Annotated in this window: 2 protein-coding genes; both read left to right on the forward strand. The window is 53.7% G+C overall.

The features are described from left to right. Positions 1-190 (forward strand): PTS sugar transporter subunit IIA (locus EJP87_RS16895; protein ID WP_193771506.1); only part of this gene is annotated, 190 nt, incomplete at its 5' end. After that, on the forward strand, positions 187-1,121 hold a 935-nt coding region (gene rapZ, locus EJP87_RS16900), incomplete at its 3' end, for an RNase adapter RapZ (RefSeq protein WP_130472986.1). The genes EJP87_RS16895 and rapZ, both read left to right, overlap by 4 nt.

Raw genomic sequence — 1,121 nt, forward strand, 5'->3', positions numbered from 1 at the left:
CGCCGATCAGGAGCCGGTGCATCTGGTGATGGCATTAATCTCGCCCCCGGAGGCGCGTACCTTTCACCTGAAAGCATTGAGCACGCTGGTCCGTTTGTTACGTCGAGGAACCTTGCGCCAGCGCCTGCTGGCGGTACAGGAGGCAGAGTTGCTGTATCACGCTTTGATCACCGAAGAGGATGAGTCATGAGCGGCCTGGCAGAAAAAAAGCCGGCCGAGGGTAAAGCCAAGCAGAAAAAAAAGGCTGTGTTGCCGATCAGCCATTTGGTCCTCTTGACCGGATTATCCGGAGCAGGCAAATCGATTGCCTTAAAATATTTGGAGGATCTGGGATTTTATTGGACAGACAATCTGCCAATCTCCTTGATTCCGGCCTATTTGCAGTATTTGCAGGGCACTGGAGAGGAGGTGATCCGGGTGGCGGTAGGGATCCATCTGCGCGAGGGAGAGTCCCTCTCTCGTTTGCAGAGCGATTACCAACGCATTGCTGAATGGGCCGTGCATTGTGAGCTGCTTTTTTTTGAGGCCAATCCGGAAACCTTGGTCAATCGCTATCAAGAGACACGGCGCCGCCATCCCCTGACCCATGGCTGTACGGTTCGCGAGGCGATTTTGTTGGAACGACAGGCGATGGAACCGGTTCGGGCCATGGCCGATTTGGTCATTGACACCTCACGCACCACCACTCCTCAACTAAAGGATCGTCTGGCGCAACTGTTTCATGAAATGCAGGTGGAGCGGCGTCAGGAGGGGGAGTTGACCATCTTTCTGCGCTCTTTTGGTTTCAAATATGGCGCCAATACCGACGCCGATATGGTATTGGATGGCCGTTTTCTGCCCAATCCCTATTATGATCCTGCCTTGCGTCCCTATAATGGTCGCGAAGAGCCGGTGATCCGTTTTTTGGAGCGCGATGGCGAAGCTCTGGCCTTTCTGGATCGCCTGCAATCCTTGTTTGACTATTTGATTCCACGCTACCAGAAAGAAAAGAAAAGATATTTTACGGTAGACATCGGCTGCACAGGGGGCTACCATCGTTCGGTATTTTTGGTTGAGCAGCTCAGCCAGCGCTTGCAACAGCAAGGCTTCATGGTACTGCTGCGCCACCGCGACCTGCATCG

It is taken from the genome of Candidatus Magnetaquicoccus inordinatus (genome assembly GCF_004217665.1).
Taxonomy (GTDB): domain Bacteria; phylum Pseudomonadota; class Magnetococcia; order Magnetococcales; family Magnetaquicoccaceae; genus Magnetaquicoccus; species Magnetaquicoccus inordinatus.